Source organism: Fodinibius roseus (assembly GCF_900129315.1).
GTDB lineage: Bacteria > Bacteroidota > Rhodothermia > Balneolales > Balneolaceae > Fodinibius > Fodinibius roseus.
Window position 1 is genome coordinate 22,012 of sequence record NZ_FQUS01000031.1, and the last position, 6,000, is coordinate 28,011.

Sequence of the window (6,000 nt, forward strand, 5' to 3'; positions counted from 1 at the left end):
GCCGTCACTTTAAAAATTTGAAAAAAAGACTTTTTTATATTTTAAGGCTTTTTAAAAAAATAGGATAACGAATAATTCCTTATTATTCAGGAATAATTTAGGTTAACTCTTTGCCATAAAATACATAAGCAACCATTGCCTGTACAGCATCGCCATACGTCTGATGAGATAGAACTGAGCGTAATCGTGCCCCTGTTCAATGAACAACAGTCCCTCGTGGAACTGGCTGAACGCACAGGGGAAGCCCTCGCCGGATCAACATCATTTGAACTGATCTTCGTGGATGACGGATCCTCTGATCAGTCCTGGAGGGAAATTAAAAAAGTCACCGAAAGCTATTCGTGGGCCAGGGGCATACGAATGCAGCGCAATTATGGCAAAAGCACCGCGCTCCAGACGGGATTTGAACAGGCCCGGGGAGCCTATATTGCTACCATGGATGCTGACCTGCAGGATGATCCTTTTGAGATTTCCGCTATGTTGCAGCAGCTAAAAGAGCGGCAGCTGGATCTCGTGAGCGGGTGGAAGAAGGTTCGGCATGATCCGGTGAGGAAAACGGTCCCCTCCCGATTTTTCAATAAAGTAACCGCCCTGTTTACCGGTATTGATCTGAATGATTTTAACTGTGGCCTGAAGGTTTATCGCCGGGAAGTGATAGAACATATTCACCTATACGGGGAGCTGCACCGCTACATCCCGTTTCTAGCAAAACTCGAGGGCTATGACCGCATTGAAGAAAAAGTGGTGAAGCATCACGCCCGGAAGTACGGGGAGACGAAATTCGGCTTCTCGCGCTTTATGCATGGCTTCCTGGATCTGCTGACGCTGCTGTTCGTCAACCGCTACCTGCAGCGGCCGATGCACTTTTTTGGCACGCTCGGTTTTTTGCTTCTTTTTGTAGGGGGAATTATCAACGGATACCTGACGATTGAGAAGCTGTTCTACGGGGCCGTGCTGGGTGATCGTCCCCTGCTGCTGTTCGGCGTCATGCTGATGGTGCTCGGCGCCCAGATTTTTTCCATCGGATTTTTGGGTGAGCTCATCCAGAAACGAAACGAAAAGCAGCAAAAGCCGAATGTCAAAGACGTGATATAGCTGGTTCTTATGCAATCAGATGGCCGTCAGTTTCATATCCACAGCAAATTTAACACCGTAATTCTTGTTGCATGAGCCGTATCGCCTATGACCCTGTGAAGGACCGGTTTGCCGACATTATTCGAAAAAGCCGGGGACTGCGAACCCTCTTTTATATGCTGCTGGATCTTTTTTTCCTGCGCAGCTGGTATGTGCGTCGCTTGCTCAAAAATTATGCCACGCCCTTTGATGAACAGGGCTCCTGGACCATGCTTGATGCCGGATCGGGATTCGGTCAGTACGACCGCTTTATCCTGCAGCAGTTTCCCAACGCAACGGTTCATGCCGTCGATGTAAAAACAGGTTACCTTGAGGATTGCAAGTATTATTTCCACGGGGAAATTGAAGGGGGACGCATTTCTTTCCGTCAGCAGAATCTGCTGGAACTGGATGAGGTATCTACTTTCGATTTTGCCATCTGTGTGGATGTGCTCGAGCACATTGAAGAGGATCTGCAGGTAATGAATAATATTCACCGGGCGCTTAAAAAAGGAGGCTATTTCCTGATGCATTCACCCTCGGTTTATTCGGAGGAAGATGCCGGGGAGGAGGACTCTTTTGTAGACGAGCATGCCCGCACCGGCTATAGCAAAGAAGATATCCGCCGTAAGCTGGAATCCGCCGGCTTCAGGCCGGTGGATGTGGCCTATACCTACGGTAGCAAGGGACACCTGGCATGGGAGCTGCTGATTAAATATCCGATGCTGTGGCTTACAAAGATAGGCCTGTGGGCGCTGCCTGTGATGGCCGTCTATTATGTCCCGACGCTGCCGGTGAGCCTGGTGCTAATGTGGCTCGATCTGCATGACCGGAACGAGAAAGGAGCAGGGGTCTATGCCCTGGCCAGAAAGGAGTAGGATAATCTTGCACGCTGAATACCGGATGATGTTAATTGTCTCTATCAAACTCCGGAAGATTGCTGCGCAAATAAGAATCACAGGGGCCTCCATAAGCAGCATGGGGGCTGTGCATTCAAGTTAAGCCTTCGAATCCGGGCGGCACAGGCACACTGCGGTGTTTCCTTCAGGTAGATCTGTAGCTGCCATCCAGGGGGAAGCCAAAACAATAGCAATATAAATCACATGTACTCAAAACCCATATTCTTCATGAAAAACTATTCCAGCAACCTTTTCCAGACGCTCCTGGCCTGCGCCATTCTTTTTTCCGGACTCTTCGCAGCGGAGGGGCATGCTCAAACCCCGGAAGAACGACCGGATTACGGGAGCTATTATTACCAGAGAAAAACCCTTTTTGAACAGCTGCCCAATGCGAAGGATGAAATCATCCTGCTGGGCGACAGTATTACGGACGGCAATGAATGGGCGGAGCTTTTTGGGAACGACCGCTTGAAAAACCGGGGGATATCCGGGGATAAGACAGACGGTGTGCTGTACCGGCTGGATGAAGTGACGGAATCGCATCCGGACAAAGTATTTATTATGATCGGGGTTAACGACCTGGCGAGGGACCACTCCCCTGATTATGTGCTTTCCAATTATGAAAAAATTGTCGACCGGATCAAAAAGGATTCCCCGGATACGGAAGTTTATATTCAAAGCCTGCTGCCGGTGAATGATGACTTTTCCCGCTTTACTTCTCACTATGACAAAACGCCGGAGATCAAGACCGTCAATAAAGGGCTGAAAAGGCTGGCTGACGAACAGGAAGCCACCTATATCGATCTGTTTGATGATATGACGATAGCAGGGGACAAATTAAACCCTGAGTACACGGAGGATGGCCTCCACCTGAACGGCAGCGGGTATCTTGTATGGAAATCTGAGATTGAAAAGTATATGGACTGAATGATTATTCTGGTAGTGTAACCTAAACTCTGTCAGGGTTGTTTAATTTTTAGGGTTACGGGTTAAGTCCAGTGGCAGTCGATCGTCATATCGAATAGCGAGCTGCTGGACGGTCAAGTTCCAGCTTTGCAAGGGCGATGGCCATTGTCTTTCGTTTTTTGCCGTGGCCGGACACTGCTGAAAAATAGTATAATAAATAAGCCTACAAAAAAGATGCTCATTTGTTATACTTTGGATTAGAAAACTATTTCATAGAAGGCTTTGAAAACCAGGAATTTTGTTCAAGGTCAAGGCCCCAGGGAGGTTACCCTCGCAGCATACCGCCCATATGTGAGGATTTCAACCGACCGATAATGCCGACATTGGCCAAAAGAACGGTGTTACAAAGCCTTCTCATAGCTAATGAAAGAAATATAAAGCTCAAAATTTTTTATAGTTATTGCTTCTTTGCTGAAATATTAATTTAGAAATCACCGAATACATTTATTATGAGTTCACCCCGACCCTATATTCTTTCCGAAACCAACTGGAAAACCGTAAAAAATGAGGACTACGACGTGGCCGTGCTGCCCTGGGGCGCCACCGAAGCTCATAACTATCACCTCCCGTACGGCACCGATGTCATACAATGCGATTTTGTGGCGGCCGAATCGGCCCGCAAGGCATGGGAGCGGGATGCCAAACCTGTAGTATTGCCCACCGTACCGTTCGGCGTGAATACCGGCCAGCTGGATGTGGATCTGTGCCTGAATATGAATCCCTCTACGCAGATGGCCGTGCTGAGTGATATTGCGGATGTGCTGGAGCGTCAGGGGGTCCCCAAACTGGTCATCTTAAACGGCCACGGCGGCAATCATTTCAAGCAGATGCTGCGCACACTTCCGGTCGATTTCCCGGATCTTTTCTCCTGTGCACTGAACTGGTACCAGGCGGCCGATGACGAGCAGTATTTTGATGAGCCGGGCGACCATGCCGGGGAGATGGAAAGCAGTACGATGATGCATATTGTACCCGACTGGGTGCTCCCGCTGTCGGAAGCCGGGGACGGCAAGGCGAACAAGTTTACGGTTCCCGCCCTGAATGAGAGTTGGACATTCGTGCAGCGGGAGTGGACGCAGGTCACGGAAGATACCGGGGTCGGCAATCCCGCAGCGGCTGCGGCTGAAAAGGGGGAGGCCTTTTTGAGCGCGGTCACGGATAATATTGCGGATTTTCTGGTGGATCTTTCCCATACGGACAATGATGACCTGTATGAATAAACCGTTAGCACGGCTGCGATTAATGCGAATGACAGCCTGAACCGGTTCTTTTTAATAAAGGATGGAAGAAGAAAGTCATCAGGGGCGTTATAAAGCCCGGTTTTTTTAAATTAAATAAACCGCTATCTGTCTATGAATACGAGTAAAACACTTGTTCTGCCCTTTTTATCCGTCTTGTTGATGGCAGTAACAACCTGCCGGGATACGGAGCCTTCCTCAAAGCAGGGTGACAGTGGTAATACGATCCAACAGGAAGTGAGTCCGGTCCTGATTGGCCGGGAAAGAAATCCCGTGCTGCAGATTCAGCTGCGTGCTGATGGAGCGCTGGTGAGTTCGGAAGATGCGGTGGGCAGCCTGAAAATCACTACGGAGGGCACTACGGATATCGGGGATATAGCGTCTGTCGATATTTTCTACGCCGGTGAAGAAGGGTCCCTGGAGGAGGCGGTCCGCTTTGGGGGAACTGAGCAAGTTGATGAAGTCATGGAGATCCCGGGGAGGCAGGAGCTGGAGGAGGGGGATAATTTTTTCTGGGTTTCTTATAAGTTGAAGAAAGGTACGGAGTTACTGAACAGGGTGGATGCGGGACTGGAGAAGCTGATTTTCGAAAGCGGCAAAAGCTGGTCACCCGCAGAAGCTTCTCCCCCGGGAGCAAAGCGCATAGGAGTGGCGGTTCGGCAAGGGGGACAAGAGGGCGTGCATACCTACCGGATCCCGGGTTTGGTGACCACGAACGAGGGGACGCTTATTGCCGCTTACGATATAAGATATGACAGTGCCCGCGACCTGCAGGGTGATATTGACGTGGGCATTAACAGAAGCACCGACGGGGGACAGACCTGGGAGGAGATGCGGGTCATTATGGATATGTGGGAGTGGGGAGGATTGCCCGAAGATCAGAATGGGATTGGGGACCCTTCCATACTGGTTGATGATGAAACGGGTACGATCTGGGTGGCGGCGCTGTGGACGCACGGCATGCCCGGCGAGCGGGCCTGGACGGCGTCGGGAGCGGGACTCGAGCCGGAAGAAACGGGACAGGTTATGCTGGCTAAAAGTGAAGATGACGGGAAAACATGGTCCGACCCTGTTAATATTACCAAACAGATTAAAGATCCTGAGTGGCAGCTGCTGTTGCAGGGGCCGGGCAAGGGGATTACCATGGACGACGGCACGCTTGTCTTTCCGGCCCAGTTTAAAAATGAGGAGGGTATGCCCTATGCCACCATTATCTATAGTAAAGATCACGGGGAAAGCTGGAGTATCGGGTCCGGGGCCAGGTCTAATACCACCGAGGCACAGGTGGTACAGCTGAGTGACGGCTCACTGATGCTTAACATGCGGGACAACCGCGGAGGGGCTCGTTCCGTCTATACGACGGATGACCTGGGGGAAAGCTGGCAGAAGCATCCTACTTCGCGCTCGGCTCTTGTTGAACCGGTCAGCATGGCCAGCCTTATTACTTTTCCCTGTCCGGAAAACGAATCGGGCAGGCACTGCCTGCTGTTTTCCAATCCCAACAACACGGAGGCACGGAAAAACATGACGATTAAAATGAGTACCGATGACGGGTTGAGCTGGTCGGAGGATCAGCAGATTTTGTTGAATGAAAACCAGGGATACGGCTATTCCTGTCTCACGCCCGTGAATGAACAGGCGGTGGGCATTTTATATGAAGGTACCGGAGACCTGTATTTTCAGAAATTGTTAAGGGTCTTATGAAGCAAACGACTTAGAGAGGGTCTTCTCTGAGCCTTTGCAGCAAGACGTTATATAAGTTTTTATTTCGATGATTAAAACGG

At 50.2% G+C, this 6,000-nt stretch carries 5 protein-coding genes; all 5 read left to right on the forward strand.

The window, feature by feature from the left end; genetic code table 11:
• Positions 1 to 135 precede the first annotated feature (135 nt).
• The 5 genes from BUB16_RS19320 (at position 136) to BUB16_RS19340 (ending at position 5,920) form a co-directional block, all read left to right on the forward strand.
• A complete protein-coding gene (locus BUB16_RS19320; RefSeq protein WP_170864474.1) occupies positions 136 to 1,095 on the forward strand; it encodes a glycosyltransferase family 2 protein in 960 nt (319 codons plus the stop codon).
• 71 nt (positions 1,096 to 1,166) lie between these two features.
• The gene (locus BUB16_RS19325; RefSeq protein ID WP_084088453.1) at positions 1,167 to 1,991 is read left to right on the forward strand and encodes a class I SAM-dependent methyltransferase; all 825 of its coding nucleotides are present in this window, start codon (positions 1,167 to 1,169) and stop codon (positions 1,989 to 1,991) included.
• 249 nt (positions 1,992 to 2,240) lie between these two features.
• Entirely contained in the window at positions 2,241 to 2,939 is a 699-nt protein-coding gene (locus BUB16_RS19330) for a GDSL-type esterase/lipase family protein (RefSeq protein WP_084088454.1), read from the forward strand.
• 488 nt (positions 2,940 to 3,427) lie between these two features.
• On the forward strand, positions 3,428 to 4,198 hold the full coding sequence (locus tag BUB16_RS19335; RefSeq protein WP_073068176.1) for a creatininase family protein: 771 nt from the start codon (positions 3,428 to 3,430) through the stop codon (positions 4,196 to 4,198).
• Between the two features lie 132 nt (positions 4,199 to 4,330).
• Positions 4,331 to 5,920: a sialidase family protein gene (locus BUB16_RS19340; protein WP_073068178.1), complete on the forward strand. Its 1,590-nt coding sequence runs from the start codon at positions 4,331 to 4,333 to the stop codon at positions 5,918 to 5,920.
• The last annotated feature ends 80 nt before the right edge of the window (positions 5,921 to 6,000 follow it).

Excerpts from the sequence above, each read along its gene's own strand:
- BUB16_RS19325 (WP_084088453.1), top strand. The coding sequence starts at position 1,167 with ATGAGCCGTATCGCCTATGACCCTGTGAAGGACCGGTTTGCCGACATT.
- BUB16_RS19330 (WP_084088454.1), top strand. The coding sequence starts at position 2,241 with ATGAAAAACTATTCCAGCAACCTTTTCCAGACGCTCCTGGCCTGCGCC.
- BUB16_RS19335 (WP_073068176.1), top strand. The coding sequence starts at position 3,428 with ATGAGTTCACCCCGACCCTATATTCTTTCCGAAACCAACTGGAAAACC.
- BUB16_RS19340 (WP_073068178.1), top strand. The coding sequence starts at position 4,331 with ATGAATACGAGTAAAACACTTGTTCTGCCCTTTTTATCCGTCTTGTTG.